The sequence below is a fragment of the Mesorhizobium sp. M0001 genome (assembly GCF_040324255.1).
In the GTDB taxonomy this organism is placed as follows: domain Bacteria; phylum Pseudomonadota; class Alphaproteobacteria; order Rhizobiales; family Rhizobiaceae; genus Mesorhizobium.
Map to the genome: position 1 here is coordinate 853,674 of NZ_JAMYVS010000002.1, position 13,241 is coordinate 866,914.

Consider the following 13,241-nt stretch of genomic DNA (forward strand, 5'->3'; position numbering starts at 1 on the left):
CGGGCGGATGAAGGTGGTTTTTGGCCGAGCCCGCCTTCCAGATCATGCTTTGGTCAGGCGGGCACCTTGATCACCGCCCGCAGGCCGCCGAGCGGGCTGTCTTCCAGCATGATGTCGCCGCCATGGCTGCGGGCAATATCGCGGGCGATAGAGAGACCAAGGCCGGTGCCGCTGGCGTCGAGGTTGCGCGCCTCGTCGAGCCGCACGAATGGTTTGAACACGTCCTCGCGCTTTTCCGGCGGGATGCCCGGACCGTCATCGTCGATGGTGACGACGAGTGAGCCGCGGCCGTGATCGGCGCTGATCTCCACCGTCTTGGCATAGCGCAAGGCATTGCCGGCGACATTGGACAACAGCCGGGCGAAAGCGTGCGGGCGCACATGCACGTCCGGATCACCGGCAAGCACGGTCGATAGCTTGCGCTTGTGCAGCGACGCCTCGTCGCCGAGCTTTTGGAAATAGGCCTCGAGATCGAAATGGCCGGCATCTTCCGACGCTTCGCCGCGGGCAAAGGCGATATAGCCTTCCAGCATCGACTGCATGTCGTCGATGTCCTGGTTGAGCGCGGCCTTGGTCTCGGGCTTGCCGCCGGCCAGCGCCAGCTGCAGCTTGAAGCGGGTGAGGATGGTTCTGAGATCGTGGCTGACGCCGGTCAGCATGGCGGTGCGCTGTTCCAGCTGGCGTTCGATGCGCTCGCGCATCTGGATGAAGGCAAAGCCGGCCCGGCGAACCTCCTCGGCGCCGCGTGGGCGGAAATCGCGCGGCATCGGCCGGCCCTTGCCGAAGCTTTCGGCGGCCTCGGCCAGAGACAGGATCGGCCGGATCTGGTTGCGAAGGAAGGGGATGGCGATCGTCAGCAGCACCAGCGACGTCCCGACCATCCAGATCAGGAAGATGTGGGTGTTGGAGGCATAGGCCTGGCTGCGGCGCACGAAGACGCGCAGCACCTTGCCCTCGAGCTGGATGCGAACCTCGACGATGTTGGAATTGCCGACCGTGTCGATCCAGAACGGGCGGTTGATCTGGCGGGTGATCTCGGTGGAAAGGACGTCGTCAAGGATCGAGAAGAAGGGCTTGGGTCCAGGCGCCGGCAACGGGTCGGGCGGCAAGAGGTCGACCTTCAACTGCATGCGGTCCTGGGCGATGCGGATGATGTTCGCGTAGTCGCCATCGTGCGGATAGGTCTCGATCATGTCGATGATCGCGGCGATGTCGCGCACGGTGGCCTGCGACAGGCGCTGCGTCACGGTTGCCCAGTGGCGTTCCATGAAGTCGAAGGCGACGACCGACTGCAGAAGGATCATCGGCGCGATGACGATGATCAGCGAGCGGGCATAAAGCCGCTTGGGCATATAGAACGCAACCAGCCGCCAGAACCGCTTCCAGGCACGCGGCATTGCTTTCAGCGCCCGTGATACGCGCGCGCCAAAGCCGCCCTGTTCCGGCCGTTCCAGTTGCGTGGTCGCCATTTGTCCTTCCGCTGGGCCAATCGCCGCTGGTCGATGGCCGCACATCTATGGCCAAGGGCGGCCGTCAGCGGCATTCTATTCCACGCTGAGCCGATACCCAATACCGCGCACCGTCTGCAGCCAGACCGGATTGGACGGATCGCGCTCGATCTTGCGGCGCAGCCGGTTGATCTGAACGTCGATGGTGCGCTCGCCGACTTCCGAATCGTCGCCGACAAGTTCATGGCGCGGGATCGTTTCGCCGGCCCGCGCGGCAAAGATCGCCAGGATCTCCTGCTCGCGGTCGGTCAGCTTCAGCGCCTCGCCGCCCCGCTTCAGCTCGCGCCTGGCGATCTGGAAAGTATAAGGGCCGAAGACCAGCTGCTCGACCTTGGGCGTCGTCGCGGGGCCGCCACGGCGCAGGATGTTGTTTATGCGCAGGATCAGCTCGCGCGGGTCGAAGGGCTTGGGCAGATAGTCGTCGGCGCCGGCCTCGAGCCCGGTGATGCGGCTGTCGGTTTCCGATAGCGCGGTGAGCATCAGGATCGGCACGTTCTTCTCCGCCCGCAGCGCCTTGGTGAGGTCGACGCCGGTCTCTCCGGGCATCATGACGTCGAGGACAAGGAGGTCGAAGTCGAGCCCGGCGAGCTTTCGCCTGGCCTCGCCGGCATTTCCGGCGACTGTGACGCGAAAACCGTTTTCGGTCAGATACTGCTTGAGCAAATTGCGAATGCGGGTGTCGTCGTCGACCACAAGCAGATGCGGCGCGTCATCGTCCGGCGCCGTCGGCTGGTCCACCCTCTCAATGGTCTCCATGGCTTTTCCCTGACATGTTTGCAGGCACAATGTCGATCTGCGCCCTTAGTTCCGGATTGACCATGGCTTCCAGGAATCGTTCGATCAAGGGACGCTCGCTGGCTCCGGAATCTTCCAATGCAGCACGGATGCGGCGTGACTGTGGCCGCGCCAGGGCCAGCGCCAGGGCGCGGCCCTTGGCTGTCGGATAGAGCTCCCGCTGGCGGCGGTCGCGCGGACCCTGCAATTGGACGACATGGTCGGTGTCGATCAGCTGCTTGAGCACCCGCGCCAGGCTCTGCTTGGTGATCTTGAGCACGTCGAGCAGTTCGGCGACCGTCAGTCCCGGCCGGCGGTTGACGAAATGCAGCACACGGTGATGGGCGCGGCCAAAGCCGTAATCGGCCAGGATTTGGTCCGGATCGGAAGTGAAATCGCGATACGCAAAGAAGAACAGTTCGATGATGGCGAAGTCGATGCCGTCCTCGTCGGTGATCGGCGTCTTGATCGGTTTTCCGGCAGCTGGGCTTCGATCCGTCATCATTTCTCCGTCCATAGAGGGAAATTATGTCAGTACTATTGACGTAATTTCCCCGCAATGGTAATTTTTGACAAGCTTTTCGGGTGAATGCGAACGAAAAGGCAAGGGAGTGCGGTTTTTCCGGAACTTCCTGAGTTTGCCAGAGTTCGATTCTCCGCTTACGCTTCAAGGGCCGCCCGACGCGGCTGTCGCGCAACAAAAAACAACACTAATGATGTGCGGGTCGCCGCCCGCGGGAGGTTTCCATGGCATCCGTTCCCTTCGACCAACTGGACGGCTTCATCTGGATCAACGGCGAGTTCGTCAAATGGGCCGACGCCAAGATCCACGTGCTGACCCACGGCCTGCACTATGCCAGCGCCGTCTTCGAGGGCGAGCGCGCCTATGGCGGCGCCATCTTCAAGCTCAATGAGCACACCGAGCGTCTGCATGAATCGGCGCGCCTGCTCGGCTTCAATATTCCCTATTCCGTGGCCGAGCTCAATGACGCCTCGACCACGCTTCTGAAGAAGCAGGGTTTCCAGGACGCCTATGTCAGGCCGATCGCCTGGCGCGGCAGCGAACAGATGGGGGTGTCGGCGCAGAACAGCCGCATCAACTGCGCCATCGCCATCTGGCAATGGCCGAGCTATTTCGACCCGGCGCAGAAGCTCAAGGGCATCCGTCTCGATCTGGCGGAATGGCGCCGGCCCGATCCGCGCACCGCGCCGTCGAAGTCGAAGGCCGCCGGCCTCTACATGATCTGCACCATGTCCAAGCATGCCGCCGAGGCCAAGGGCTATGCCGATGCCATGATGCTCGACTGGCGCGGCCAGGTCGCCGAAGCAACGGGCGCCAACATCTTCTTCGTCAAGGATGGCAAGATCCACACGCCGAAGCCCGATTGCTTCCTCGACGGCATCACCCGCCGCACCGTCATCGGCCTCGCCAAGGACCGCGGCCTTGAAGTCGTCGAGCGCGCCATCATGCCTGAGGAACTCGAAGGCTTCGAACAGTGCTTCCTCACCGGAACGGCAGCGGAAGTGACGCCGGTCTCCGAGATCGGTCCGTACCGATTCGAGGTCGGCGAGATCGCCAAGACTTTGATGAACGACTATTCTGCTGCGGTGCAACCTAAGCATGCGATAGCCGCAGAATAACGAAAGTCACAGCTTTTTTCGCAAGCAGGGGCGGTTTTGAGGCCGGCCCCTTTATTTCAGCATCTGTGCATTTGACTTTCGTACAATTCAGCGTCTCATGATGGTGTCGGCCCGGGAGGCTGGCAGCTATGGAGGGACTAGGTACATGGATACGAATACGCTCATTGCGCTCGTTGTACAGGTAATTGCAGGTGTTGTCGGTGGTCAGGCGGTCGGCGTTGCGCTGAAGAATGCGGCGATGGGCCAGTTGACCAAAATCCTCGGCGGCGCGGTTGGCGGCGTTGGCGGGGCGGCGATCCTCGGCAGCCTGCTCGGCGGCACGGCCGACCCGGCAGCGGCTGCAACGGCAGCGGGCGGATTGGGCGATACGCTGAACCTCAAAAACCTGCTCGGCGGCGCCGGCGGCGGCGCCATCCTGACCGGCATCATCGGTGCGGTCATGGGCGCGATGAAGAAGTAAGCCTCTAGATCATTCGCCGTTTCACGGCGAATGATCTAGTTTGTTGTTTCACGCAATTCCGGACGGAAGACCGCTTTACACTTTTCCTGGAATTGCCCGAGACTCAGGCTTCGTCAAATGGGCGGCCGTTGGGCCGCCCATTTCTGTTTTGGGACGGACTGTTTGCCTTTCAGCAGTGGACGGCCTTCGCCCACGCCTCTACATCACGCTGGAACAGCGAAAGGACAATCATGGGTCAGCTCAATGCCGGCATCGTGCCGGTCACGCCTTTCCAGCAGAACTGCACCATCCTGTTCGACATGGATGACAAGCATGGCGTCGTCGTCGATCCGGGCGGCGACATCGACAAGGTGCTGGCGGTGCTGAAGGACAATGCGATCACCGCCGCTGCGATCTGGATCACCCATGGCCACATCGATCACGCCGGTGGCGCCATGGAGCTGAAGGAAGCACTCGGCATCGAGATCGTCGGCCCGCACGAAGCCGACAAGCTATTGCTCGACAATCTCGAGAACCAGGGCCAGCGCTACGGCATTACCGGGGTGCGCAACTGCGTCCCCGACCGGTTTCTCGCAGAGGGCGAGACGGTTTCGTTCGGCTCACATATGTTCGAGGTGCTGCACTGCCCCGGCCATGCGCCCGGCCATGTCGTATACTACAATCGCGCGGCGAAGTTCGCTCATGTCGGCGACGTGCTGTTTCGCGGCTCGGTCGGGCGCACCGACCTGCCGGGCGGCGACCATGCGGCGCTGATCGCCTCGATTAAGAACAAGCTTTTGCCGCTCGGTGACGAGATCGGCTTCATCTGCGGCCACGGCCCGGGTGGCCGCTTTGGCGAGGAGAGGCGGACCAATCCCTTCCTGACTTAGCGATGTCTTTCTGCCAAAAAAAAGCGCTGGCCTTGCGGTCAGCGCTTTTTGTGGGACAGGGAAGCTCAATTCGCGACGCAGAAATGCTGCTCACCGTCATTGCCGGTGAACGTGCCGCTGCGGGCATTGAAGCTCCGGTAGCGGTCCGAGCAGTATTCGTACCAGTCGCGGGTCCACGGCTCGGCATAGCGGTCGGCATAGACGACCCGCGGTTCGGCATAGTAACGGCGCACCGGCGCCGGCCGCACTTCGCGGTAGTCGTAATCGTCGTCATAGCTGCTGTAGCGCGGCTGCGGGTTGCTCAGCGCACCGGCGATCAGAGCGCCGGCCGCAAGGCCGACGACACCGGCCGCAAGCGCGTCGCCATTATGATGACGACCATGGCCATGATGCCAGCGGTTCCAGTCCTTGGCATTGGCGGCAGGCAAGGTGGCGAGGGTGGTCGCGGCGAGAGCGGCGCCCAGGATGGCGGTCTTGAAAATGCGATTCATTTTGGTCTCCTTCGTGCCGGCCCGGATAGTTTTCGGGGATGCGGTCCAGCCTAGGGGACGATTAATAGAAGACCGTGGCTGAACGGGGGCTGAACGGAATTGGCTGATACGATCCAGTTCTTGCGGCAAAACCAAGCGCGTACGCAAGGCGCTCCGCCTCGTCAATCTCCGTCCGGACTGTCTTGAGCCGGCTTAGCCGACCGACAGGTTGACGGCCTTCGGACCCTTGCCGCGCTTGTCCGGCTCGGTGTCGAATGTCACTTTCTGTCCATCCTCAAGACCGGAAAGACCCGAAGCCTGCACGGCCGAAATATGAACGAAGACATCCTTCTGCCCGTCGTCGGGCGTAATGAAGCCGAAGCCTTTGGCATGATTGAAGAATTTGACAGTGCCGGTCTGCGGCATGGGAAGCTCCCTTTGATCCCATAAAGTCCAGTTTCGGGCCGGCAAATGCCCGAAGGGAAATTTGTCCTTTATTTTAGCGCTATCGGCAAGAGAAAGTTTTGGCCAGGGCGGCAACGCTGAAGGCTGGTCAAATAGATTGTGGCACGGAAGGCAATTCGCGCCAGACGATTGCTCCGGCGATCAGCCACGCCATGGACCGGTAGAGCGTCCTTTGCCTGCGGCGACGGCGGACATGAAAAAGGCGCGACCAGAAACGTCGCGCCTTCGAAACTCTGGACGGCTGACAAAGCCGGTTCAAACACGCTTGAGGTGCTTTTTCGAGCGCCCTGACGGGCGCGCGGGCACCGCCGGTTCAGGCCGCGCGGAGGTTGACCGCCTTCGGACCCTTGCCCATGCGGTCGGGTTCAACGTCGAAGGTGACCTTCTGGCCGTCGACGAGGGTACGCAGGCCCGAGGCCTCGATCGCGGAAATGTGGACGAACACATCCTTGGCGCCGCCGTCGGGCGTGATGAAGCCGAAGCCTTTGGTCGCGTTGAAGAATTTAACGGTGCCGGTCTGGGCCATTGGGGAAACTCCTTCACCCGTGTCAGTCTTATGGTTTGCCCGCCGCCTGGCATCGTGGGCAAGTCCCGGTGGTTGCTTCGGCAGTCCTGCATTTGCGCATGGTAAAACCCCCCGCCGAAAATGGGGCCGTCAGAGATTCACAGTATCGGGGAAAGGTCGTCCAAAACGTTCCGCTCTCCGGGTCGCAAATGCCCGAACACAAAATTTATCGCACGGAAACGTGATCGTTGCAAGATAGCGCCGCGGGCCGCGTCCATCGACGCATCCCAACGAAGGCGCTTCGATAAACCTGGGTTCTTAAGAGTTCATCAGCCAGAGCCCGGCCACGCATGGTCCAGCGGTCTGGTCCAGGGCCAAACCAATGCGCGGGCCGGGCATCGCATGGCTCCCGCGCCGCAAACGGGGGTTGCATTTGGCAAGGGAATGGCGAGGATCGACAGGCGCGTTTTGCGCCGGGGACGGGGGTCTCGAGGGAGGCATATTCATGAGATTTCTTGCGACGACCTTCTCGCGCCAGGGTTTTACTATTCTCTTCCTGTCGGGTCTTCTTGCGGCCTGCACCGTCGTCGTCGATGACGGGCCGGGACCACGTCCGCGCCCGCCACGGCCGGAACCGGAATTCTGCACCAGGCAATACGAGCCGGTCTGCGCGCGGCGCGGCGGTGACCGCCAGACCTTCGCCAATGCCTGCCTTGCCGAACGGGAAGGCTACCGCATCGTTCGCGACGGCCCTTGCCGCGACGGCGGCGGTGGTGGCGGTGGTGGCGGCGAAGAGCCGACATTCTGCACGCGCGAATACGCCCCGGTCTGCGCCCGCCGCCATGGCGAGCTGCGCACCTTTCCCAACGCCTGCGAGGCCCGTGCCGCCGACTACCGCGTCGTCGAGGACGGCCCCTGCTGATTTTTCCTTCTCCCCTGTCGGGTGAGTCCGCCGGAGGCGAATTCACCGTCCCACTGGCACGATAAAAAAGGCGGCGAATGCCGGGACCCTGCGAAGCAGCGGGGACCGGGCGGGTGGACCGGACCACCCTTGGTCCTTCGCAGGCTCAGGGCGTTCGAAACTCGAAAAGCCAACAATTGGCTTTTCGTCTGCTGCGCGGACCGCTTCTCACCCCCAAGGGAGAAGGCAAGGTCGCGGATCGGAGTGGTTGCCTACGCCGAATACGCCCCGTCGGCCGGGCCGGCATAAAGCTCTGCGCCGTCCTCGTCGCAAATGCGCAGACGGTCGGGGATCTGCGGCATGGCGAGGCTGTGGAACAGCGCGGTGGCGCCCTGCAGGGCGGCGCGCAGGTTCGGCGCGTCCAGCGATACCTTGTCGAGCGTGGCTTCGTCGACGTCGCGCGAGCGGCTCGACGAAGAACGTCAAGCAAGCCTCCGTTGCAGAGTTTTGCGCGAGATCGTCAGTCCGAGATCGTCAGTCCATTGCCGGCAGGTGCGCCAGGCGCGCCCTGCCTGGTCAGCCCTTCGACTTCGGCTTCAGGCTGCTCTCTGCCTGCTTGACCGAGGAACCGAACGGGGAGGCGGCCTTGGCCACCACCTTGTCTTTCTTGGGCTTGCGAGTTTCGCGATTGCTGCGCTGCTGACCCTTGGCCATCCGTCTGCTCCTTCGTACGTGCTGGGTGGGTGCGGTGTCAGACGGCCGGGCTGTCGGGGACAGCCGGGGCGTCCGCCACTTCGAGGTTGTCTTCCGTGGTGACCCGCTCATAGGTCTCCTGCTCGCTGCGGATGCGATATTGCGGCGAGCCATCCTTGACCGGCAATCTGCTCTTGATCTGAAACAGCTCGGCGGTCTTCTGGGCGAGCCCGCTGCGGCTCTTCATGCGCACGGTCTGGCCGACGGCGAAGAGGTGCGAGGGCGTGTCGGTGCGCGGACGCGCATTCTGCTGGAAGCGGATCATGCTGCGTTCTCCTGGTCGCGCCTCAGCGCTGTTTCGAGTTCGAGGTAGTCGATGGCGACAAGCTGGCTGGTGGCCGGGTTCTTCACCGCCCTTGCCGGCAAATGGATGAAGGTGGCGACGCGACGCCAGGCAAGCCGCGACATGCCCTCGATCAGCTCTTCGTCGTGATCGATGTCATAGTCGCCGGCCGGCAGTTGCCCTTCCAGCCCGCCAAGCACGAAGGGTGCCGCGAAATGGGCGATGGAACGGGTGGTGCGATCCGGCATTGGCTTGGCTCTGGTTCGTCGATGCTTTCCGGCATCAACAGGGAACTCAACCATCGGCGATTGGAATGAGTTTGGCGGGTCGAGTATCTCCGACGCCGCTATATGCCAAGCTTGGCCCAAAAAACGATCTCAGATCAATAATCCGAAATTGTTGGTTATTCAAGCTGATTTCCGCCACGGCTCGACCGGTATAAAAAATTTCTCGTATAAACCCTAATAAATCTGCTATCGTGGAACAATATCAGCCAATTTCTTATTTAGAGAGCATCGGAATAGTTATTCCGGTGCCCCTAAGATTATTTTTTACGAAAGGCAAAAATATATGAGATTCATGAAAACGCCGGATCGTCCGACCGCAACAATCGAGCCAATCGTCCTCTTCCCCAAGGCAATATCAGTGCGCCTGACGATAAGAAGCGACGAAGCGGCACGGCGCAAGATTGCCGACACCGACGGCACGCAACGGCGGGAGCGCCGGCTCGCCGAGAGCCACCGGCTGATTTGAACGCTACATTTTGCTGTAATTCCTCTAGAGTTTCGAAGAGGTCCGCGCCCTTGGCGAGCCCACTCTTCCCTTGAACCTGCAGCGCCGATGGCCTAGATCGCGGCAAGCGGACAAAACACGGCAGGTTTCCCATCAACAGAGATCAGAGAAGAGCGGCGGGTGCTGGAGCTGGCGGACAGGCGCCGCTGGGCCTCGACCAATATGTGCAGCAGGCGCTGCAGCTGCATCAGGCCGGGCGCCGGCAGGAGGCCGAGACGCTGTACCGGCAGGTGCTGGCGCGCAAGGCCAATCACCCGGCAGCGGCGCATTTCCTGGGCCTGTTGCTGCACCAGACCGGGCGCAGCCCCGAAGGGCTGGAGCTGATCGAGCAGTCTGTGCGTCTGCAGCCGAAGAATCCCGATTTCCTCAACAATCTCGGCACGGTGATGCGCGATCTCGGCCGCGTTGCCGCGTCCGCCGATTTCTTCCGCGGCGCGGTCGATCTCAAGCCCGACCAGCTCGCGGCACGCGACAATCTGGGTTCGGCGTTGAAACAGCTCGGCCAGTTCGAGGCTGCGGAGGACATCTATCGCGGCACAATCGGGCGCAATCCCTTCCATGTCCGCGCCCGCATCGGGCTTGCCGAAACGTTGCAGGAAGCCGGTCGTCTGGATGAGGCGCTGGCGACCTTTCGCGAGGCGCTGACGATCCGGCCCAAGGATGCCGACCTGTTGCATGGGCTCGGCGTCGGGCTGATGGAAAAAGGCAAGCTCGATGAAGCGGCAGACCTGTTTCGGCAGGCGTTGGCGATCACGCCAGGCATGGCAAAGGCCTGGCTGATGCTGACGCAGGTCAAGCGCCAGAAGGAGCGCGACGCCGAACTCGCCGGCATGGAGGCCCAGCATGCCAAGGCGCCGGCCGACAGCCTGGCACGCATGCAGCTGTCCTTCGGTCTCGGCAAGGCCAATGACGATTTGAAGGACTACAACAGGGCCTTCGACTATTTCGCTGAAGGCAATGCGATCCGCCGCAAGGGCATCGATTATGATCCGGTCAGGACGCGGGCCGAATTCGAGGCGATGAAGACGGTGTTCAACGCCGGCTTTTTCGAAAAGCACAAGCCAAGTGCAATCTCCGACGACACGCCGATTTTCGTCGTCGGCATGCCGCGCTCCGGCACCACGCTGGTCGAACAGATCATCGCCAGCCATCCACAAGTCTATGGCGCGGGCGAGCTCAGCATGTTGAAAACCGCGGTCGGCAAGCAATTTCCGCTGACCATGCCGGGAGGTTTCCCCTGGGGACTGGTCGATGTATCCGACGCGGAGTTTGCGGAGGCGGGCCAAGCCTATCTCGACATGCTGCATGAGCGCTATCCCAACTTCAGGCATGTCACCGACAAGATGCCCGGCAACTTCCTACTCATCGGCTTCATCCATATGATGCTGCCGAAAGCCAAGATCATCCATTGCGCGCGCGATGCGGCGGCGACCTGCCTTTCGATCTACAAGGTGCATTTCCGCGGCGACAACCACCGCTACGGCTATGATCTGGGCGAGCTCGCCGATTTCCACAACATCTACACCGACATCATGGCGCATTGGCACGATGTTCTGCCGGGCGTCGTCCATGACGTGCGTTACGAGGATTTCGTGGCCGACCAGGAGGGACAGACGCGGGCGCTGATCGGGCATCTCGGCCTGTCCTGGGACGACAAGGCGCTGTCGTTCCACGAGACCGACCGCCCGGTGCGCACGGCCTCGGCCGCGCAGGTGCGCCAGCCGATGTATCAGGGCTCGGTCGATCTCTGGAAGCGCTATGGCGACAGGTTGAAGCCGCTGCTGGACAAGCTGGACTGAGCAGCGGCTAAAGCTCGATGAAGGGCTGGAAGCCGCCGAAGATCATGCGCTTCATATCGAAGGGCATGGGCCCCAAATCGGGTGTCAAACGGGGATCGGCCATCACCTTGGCCATTACCACGTCGCGGCTTTGCCTGGACGAATAGACGGCCCAAGCAAAGACGACGATCTCGTCGTCTTTTGCCTGAACGGCACGCGGAAACGAGGTCAACTCACCATAGGGCACGTCGTCGGCGATACATTCGACATAGGCGAGCGCTCCGTGTTCCTTCCATATCGGGCCTGCGAGGTTGGCCAGCTTCTTGTAGTCATCGATATTTGCCTTCGGCACGGCGAGCACGAAACCATCGACATAGGACATCAGGTTCTCCTTGGAGTATCTCACAAAGCTCCTTACCGGCGTCAGCCGGTGAGGAGCTTTGTCAGCAGTGGTCAGTCTTTCTTCGCCGGCGCGTTCATCGCCCATTCGACCCCGAAGGGATCGCGCATGTTGCCCCACTGGTCGCCCCAGAACATCAGCTGCAGCGGCACTGCGACTTCGCAGCCGGCATCGACCGCGCGCTTCCACCAGTCATCGATCTCGTCGGCGCCGAGATGGAGCTGCATGGTATAGCCCTGCGGCTTGACGGCAGGCATGCCGTTTTCGGGGTAGAAATCGGAAATCATCAGCGTCGAGCCGTTGATGTGGAGATGGATGTGCATGGTGCGGCCCTGGTCATCGGGCGGATAGAAGAACACCTGCTCGGCGCCGAAGGCCTTCTTGTAGAACTCGGCGGCCTTGAAGGCGCCGTCCAGTTGCAGATAGGGGGTCAATCCACCGAGAACTTTCGCGGCCGGCTGAATGGGGGTCTGGTCGGTCATGTCTTGTTCCTCTTTGGGTTTGGTCTGGGCGCTTGGTTGGCCTTGCGAAGCCTAGGACGAACGAGGCGGCGGCGATCCTACATGTCTGATGCGATTTTCTGGGCCGATGCGATTTTTGGGGTGAAATGAACTTGCGTCGGCGGCGCCCAATCAGAGCGCAATCCTCGGTATGAGCAGGCTAGAAAAGGGGACTGCTTCTCCAACCCGCTGAGACGACAATGATCCTCTATTACCAGACCCATTCGCCCTTTGCGCGCAAGGCGCTCGTCTTCGCCCATGAGGTCGGGCTTGCCGACCGGCTCGAGGTCATTCATCACGAGACCAGCCCGACCTTGCGCAATGCCCGTGTCTACGCCGAAAACCCGCTCGGCAAGGTGCCGGTGCTGCTGCGGCCGGATGCGTCGCCGCTCTTCGATTCCGATGTCATCTGCGCCTATCTCGATACGCTGCATGATGGCCGCAAATTGCTGCCGCAGGACGGCGAAGCGCGCTGGCAGGCGTTGCGGCTGCAGGCGGTCGCCCAAGGCCTGGCGCAGACGGGCATAGGCCTGCGCTGGGACACGGAAAGGCGGCCCGAACAGTTGCGCTATGCAGCGCTTGCCGAAGGCTACCGGGAAAAAATCGAGGCCAGCTATGACTGGATCGAAAGCGCGCTGAACGCCGAGACATCGCTCCATGTCGGCCATATAGCGCTTGCCACCACGCTGTCCTGGATGGCGTTCCGCCAGCTGCCGTCCTTTCGCGCGCGGGCGCGGCTGACGCGCTGGTTCGAGGCGTTCGAAAAGCGTCGATCGATGCAGGCGACGCCGCTGTCTGGCGATACGCATGACTGAGCAACGGTCGCCCCGTGGCGGCCTGCATCGATCTTTCCCGACCGCATGGTCAGGGCGCCCTGCAGATCCGCGGGCCGTTTTGCGCGTCGATGAGGATTTCCGGCCAGCCGATATCCTTGCGCAGTTCGATCGGCAGGGCCAGAAGCTCGCGCTCGCTGCGATAGCGGGCGCGGTTCTGTGCGTAACGGGCGGCGACGCGGCCTATGGATGACAGGATGGACATGATGCGTTCTCCTCAGATGAAGCCGGCATCATCGTGTCGGCATCCCAAGGACGCAGCAGGTTCAGGCGATCCGACAGAGCGCTGAAAATATTCTGGGAGATGTG

General features: G+C 62.0%; 19 protein-coding genes and 1 pseudogene. 8 read left to right on the plus strand and 12 right to left on the minus strand.

The genetic code is table 11. The features are described from left to right. Positions 1–53 precede the first annotated feature (53 nt). From NKK50_RS09075 to NKK50_RS09085, 3 genes are all read right to left on the minus strand, one after another. Entirely contained in the window at positions 54–1,469 is a 1,416-nt protein-coding gene (locus NKK50_RS09075) for an ATP-binding protein (protein ID WP_023817463.1), read from the minus strand. 75 nt (positions 1,470–1,544) lie between these two features. Continuing rightward, positions 1,545–2,264, minus strand: coding sequence for a response regulator (locus NKK50_RS09080; protein ID WP_023672025.1), 720 nt, complete (start codon positions 2,262–2,264; stop codon positions 1,545–1,547). Further along, positions 2,251–2,784, minus strand: a complete 534-nt coding sequence (locus NKK50_RS09085) for a MarR family winged helix-turn-helix transcriptional regulator (RefSeq protein ID WP_023734975.1) — start codon at positions 2,782–2,784, stop codon at positions 2,251–2,253. The genes NKK50_RS09080 and NKK50_RS09085 overlap by 14 nt, the downstream gene beginning before the upstream one ends. Positions 2,785–3,029: 245 nt before the next feature. Here NKK50_RS09085 and NKK50_RS09090 point away from each other — a divergent pair, with 245 nt between their 5' ends. From NKK50_RS09090 to NKK50_RS09100, 3 genes are all read left to right on the plus strand, one after another. Further along, entirely contained in the window at positions 3,030–3,923 is an 894-nt protein-coding gene (locus NKK50_RS09090; protein ID WP_023672023.1) for a branched-chain amino acid aminotransferase, read from the plus strand. A gap of 145 nt (positions 3,924–4,068) precedes the next feature. Beyond that, the gene (locus tag NKK50_RS09095) at positions 4,069–4,383 is read left to right on the plus strand and encodes a hypothetical protein (RefSeq protein WP_023672022.1); all 315 of its coding nucleotides are present in this window, start codon (positions 4,069–4,071) and stop codon (positions 4,381–4,383) included. 230 nt (positions 4,384–4,613) lie between these two features. Then, complete coding sequence (locus NKK50_RS09100) at positions 4,614–5,252, plus strand: MBL fold metallo-hydrolase (protein WP_023711154.1); 639 nt, start codon at positions 4,614–4,616, stop codon at positions 5,250–5,252. A 65-nt stretch (positions 5,253–5,317) separates the two neighbouring features. Here the strand turns inward: NKK50_RS09100 and NKK50_RS09105 are convergent, their stop codons facing one another. From NKK50_RS09105 to NKK50_RS09115, 3 genes are all read right to left on the minus strand, one after another. Then, positions 5,318–5,743, minus strand: coding sequence for a BA14K family protein (locus tag NKK50_RS09105; protein ID WP_023672020.1), 426 nt, complete (start codon positions 5,741–5,743; stop codon positions 5,318–5,320). A gap of 192 nt (positions 5,744–5,935) precedes the next feature. Further along, positions 5,936–6,148 (minus strand): cold-shock protein, encoded by a 213-nt coding sequence (locus NKK50_RS09110; protein ID WP_023672019.1) that lies wholly within the window; start codon positions 6,146–6,148, stop codon positions 5,936–5,938. Between the two features lie 352 nt (positions 6,149–6,500). Beyond that, entirely contained in the window at positions 6,501–6,713 is a 213-nt protein-coding gene (locus NKK50_RS09115; protein ID WP_006202520.1) for a cold-shock protein, read from the minus strand. A 484-nt stretch (positions 6,714–7,197) separates the two neighbouring features. Between NKK50_RS09115 and NKK50_RS09120 the strand changes: the two genes are divergently transcribed. Further along, on the plus strand, positions 7,198–7,614 hold the full coding sequence (locus NKK50_RS09120; RefSeq protein ID WP_023833512.1) for a Kazal-type serine protease inhibitor domain-containing protein: 417 nt from the start codon (positions 7,198–7,200) through the stop codon (positions 7,612–7,614). A gap of 555 nt (positions 7,615–8,169) precedes the next feature. Here NKK50_RS09120 and NKK50_RS09125 read toward each other — a convergent pair. The 3 genes from NKK50_RS09125 to NKK50_RS09135 are packed head-to-tail and all read right to left on the minus strand — an operon-like array spanning position 8,170 to position 8,877. After that, complete coding sequence (locus tag NKK50_RS09125) at positions 8,170–8,307, minus strand: hypothetical protein (protein WP_023683725.1); 138 nt, start codon at positions 8,305–8,307, stop codon at positions 8,170–8,172. 37 nt (positions 8,308–8,344) lie between these two features. Then, positions 8,345–8,611 carry a hypothetical protein gene (locus tag NKK50_RS09130; RefSeq protein WP_023683726.1) on the minus strand — a complete coding sequence of 89 codons (267 nt, stop codon included), beginning with the start codon at positions 8,609–8,611 and terminating at the stop codon, positions 8,345–8,347. Next, positions 8,608–8,877 (minus strand): hypothetical protein, encoded by a 270-nt coding sequence (locus tag NKK50_RS09135; protein ID WP_023672014.1) that lies wholly within the window; start codon positions 8,875–8,877, stop codon positions 8,608–8,610. The genes NKK50_RS09130 and NKK50_RS09135 overlap by 4 nt, the downstream gene beginning before the upstream one ends. A 322-nt stretch (positions 8,878–9,199) precedes the next feature. Between NKK50_RS09135 and NKK50_RS09140 the strand changes: the two genes are divergently transcribed. Together NKK50_RS09140 and NKK50_RS09145 are read left to right on the plus strand one after the other, a co-directional pair. Further along, a complete protein-coding gene (locus tag NKK50_RS09140; protein ID WP_023805992.1) occupies positions 9,200–9,382 on the plus strand; it encodes a hypothetical protein in 183 nt (60 codons plus the stop codon). A 203-nt stretch (positions 9,383–9,585) separates the two neighbouring features. Next, positions 9,586–11,220, plus strand: coding sequence for a tetratricopeptide repeat-containing sulfotransferase family protein (locus NKK50_RS09145; protein ID WP_023724948.1), 1,635 nt, complete (start codon positions 9,586–9,588; stop codon positions 11,218–11,220). Between the two features lie 7 nt (positions 11,221–11,227). On the opposite strand, the gene NKK50_RS09150 is transcribed toward NKK50_RS09145, so the two are convergent. Further along, on the minus strand, positions 11,228–11,581 hold the full coding sequence (locus tag NKK50_RS09150; RefSeq protein ID WP_023833511.1) for a DUF1428 domain-containing protein: 354 nt from the start codon (positions 11,579–11,581) through the stop codon (positions 11,228–11,230). On the opposite strand from NKK50_RS09150, the gene NKK50_RS09155 reads away from it, so the two are divergent. Beyond that, on the plus strand, positions 11,468–11,833 hold the full coding sequence (locus NKK50_RS09155) for a hypothetical protein (protein WP_352460608.1): 366 nt from the start codon (positions 11,468–11,470) through the stop codon (positions 11,831–11,833). The two genes, NKK50_RS09150 and NKK50_RS09155, sit on opposite strands and share 114 nt — an antisense overlap. Here NKK50_RS09155 and NKK50_RS09160 read toward each other — a convergent pair. Then, positions 11,740–12,081, minus strand: a pseudogene (locus NKK50_RS09160) (VOC family protein); the annotation flags it as partial. The gene NKK50_RS09155 and the pseudogene NKK50_RS09160 sit on opposite strands and share 94 nt — an antisense overlap. Positions 12,082–12,299: 218 nt before the next feature. Between NKK50_RS09160 and NKK50_RS09165 the strand changes: the two are divergent. Continuing rightward, entirely contained in the window at positions 12,300–12,914 is a 615-nt protein-coding gene (locus tag NKK50_RS09165) for a glutathione S-transferase family protein (RefSeq protein WP_023833510.1), read from the plus strand. Positions 12,915–12,963: 49 nt separating this feature from the next. Here the strand turns inward: NKK50_RS09165 and NKK50_RS09170 are convergent, their stop codons facing one another. Further along, the gene (locus NKK50_RS09170) at positions 12,964–13,137 is read right to left on the minus strand and encodes a hypothetical protein (protein ID WP_023672009.1); all 174 of its coding nucleotides are present in this window, start codon (positions 13,135–13,137) and stop codon (positions 12,964–12,966) included. Between the last annotated feature and the right edge of the window lie 104 nt (positions 13,138–13,241).

Excerpts from the sequence above, each read along its gene's own strand:
- NKK50_RS09075 (WP_023817463.1), bottom strand. The coding sequence starts at position 1,469 with ATGGCGACCACGCAACTGGAACGGCCGGAACAGGGCGGCTTTGGCGCG.
- NKK50_RS09080 (WP_023672025.1), bottom strand. The coding sequence starts at position 2,264 with ATGGAGACCATTGAGAGGGTGGACCAGCCGACGGCGCCGGACGATGAC.
- NKK50_RS09085 (WP_023734975.1), bottom strand. The coding sequence starts at position 2,784 with ATGACGGATCGAAGCCCAGCTGCCGGAAAACCGATCAAGACGCCGATC.
- NKK50_RS09090 (WP_023672023.1), top strand. The coding sequence starts at position 3,030 with ATGGCATCCGTTCCCTTCGACCAACTGGACGGCTTCATCTGGATCAAC.
- NKK50_RS09095 (WP_023672022.1), top strand. The coding sequence starts at position 4,069 with ATGGATACGAATACGCTCATTGCGCTCGTTGTACAGGTAATTGCAGGT.
- NKK50_RS09100 (WP_023711154.1), top strand. The coding sequence starts at position 4,614 with ATGGGTCAGCTCAATGCCGGCATCGTGCCGGTCACGCCTTTCCAGCAG.
- NKK50_RS09105 (WP_023672020.1), bottom strand. The coding sequence starts at position 5,743 with ATGAATCGCATTTTCAAGACCGCCATCCTGGGCGCCGCTCTCGCCGCG.
- NKK50_RS09110 (WP_023672019.1), bottom strand. The coding sequence starts at position 6,148 with ATGCCGCAGACCGGCACTGTCAAATTCTTCAATCATGCCAAAGGCTTC.
- NKK50_RS09115 (WP_006202520.1), bottom strand. The coding sequence starts at position 6,713 with ATGGCCCAGACCGGCACCGTTAAATTCTTCAACGCGACCAAAGGCTTC.
- NKK50_RS09120 (WP_023833512.1), top strand. The coding sequence starts at position 7,198 with ATGAGATTTCTTGCGACGACCTTCTCGCGCCAGGGTTTTACTATTCTC.
- NKK50_RS09125 (WP_023683725.1), bottom strand. The coding sequence starts at position 8,307 with ATGGCCAAGGGTCAGCAGCGCAGCAATCGCGAAACTCGCAAGCCCAAG.
- NKK50_RS09130 (WP_023683726.1), bottom strand. The coding sequence starts at position 8,611 with ATGATCCGCTTCCAGCAGAATGCGCGTCCGCGCACCGACACGCCCTCG.
- NKK50_RS09135 (WP_023672014.1), bottom strand. The coding sequence starts at position 8,877 with ATGCCGGATCGCACCACCCGTTCCATCGCCCATTTCGCGGCACCCTTC.
- NKK50_RS09140 (WP_023805992.1), top strand. The coding sequence starts at position 9,200 with ATGAGATTCATGAAAACGCCGGATCGTCCGACCGCAACAATCGAGCCA.
- NKK50_RS09150 (WP_023833511.1), bottom strand. The coding sequence starts at position 11,581 with ATGTCCTATGTCGATGGTTTCGTGCTCGCCGTGCCGAAGGCAAATATC.
- NKK50_RS09165 (WP_023833510.1), top strand. The coding sequence starts at position 12,300 with ATGATCCTCTATTACCAGACCCATTCGCCCTTTGCGCGCAAGGCGCTC.
- NKK50_RS09170 (WP_023672009.1), bottom strand. The coding sequence starts at position 13,137 with ATGTCCATCCTGTCATCCATAGGCCGCGTCGCCGCCCGTTACGCACAG.